This is a genomic window from Ameyamaea chiangmaiensis (assembly GCF_013376175.1).
In the GTDB taxonomy this organism is placed as follows: Bacteria; Pseudomonadota; Alphaproteobacteria; order Acetobacterales; family Acetobacteraceae; genus Ameyamaea; species Ameyamaea chiangmaiensis.
Map to the genome: position 1 here is coordinate 1 of NZ_JABXXR010000350.1, position 731 is coordinate 731.

The 731-nt window shown below is 66.5% G+C and carries 1 protein-coding gene; it reads right to left on the reverse strand.

The genetic code is table 11. The features are described from left to right. Positions 1 to 215 precede the first annotated feature (215 nt). The coding region (locus tag HUK82_RS16990; protein ID WP_176615014.1) for a DNA methyltransferase at positions 216 to 731 on the reverse strand (516 nt) is incomplete at its 5' end.

The following is a 731-nucleotide window of genomic DNA, read 5'->3' on the forward strand; positions in this document are numbered from 1 at the left end:
GGTGGGCGCTTCCGGCTCGCGCGGTGGCGGGGGCGCGTTGCCCCGGCTGATTGGCGCCCCCCCACCATAAAAGGCGTTCTTCCCCCCAACAAATTGTGCGCGCCGCCCGGCCGGGGCCGCGCCGCACGCGCCGGGTAACGGCGCGCCCCTGCCGCCGGTCCATCGGGACCGGCGCGATTTTCCAACGATCCGATGAGGTGAAGAAAGGGGGCGGCTTACGCCGCCGCCCTCGCCGTCCCGTGCCAGGCCAGCCGCCGGGTTGCCGTCACGGCATGGCCGGGGTCCAGTTCCATCCCCAGCCAGTCGCGGCCAAGATGCTGCGCCGCCACCAGGGACGAACCCGAACCGGCGAACGGGTCCAGAACTAGCCCACCCACCGGACAGAAGGCTTCCACCAAGGAAAGGAGTGCCGCAACCGGCTTCTGGGTCGGGTGCAGTTTGTTGCCTGAATAGGGCATGTCGATCACGTCCGGGATGGGCTTTGCGGGCGGTGTCACGTTGCCCTTGGCCAGCAGGTAGGCGCTTTCGTGCTCATAACGAAGGAACCGGGAAGACGACGAATAGGACTTACGAAAGACGATATGCCCGACCATGCGGAACCCAGCTGCTTTCCAGGCATCGGCGAAGAGGTCGATACGGTTCCAGCCATAGAACGAAACGGCGAACCCGCCCCATTTCAGCACACGGTGCATCTGGTTGAAGGCCGGCCGGAGCCAGCGCGCATTGTCGTC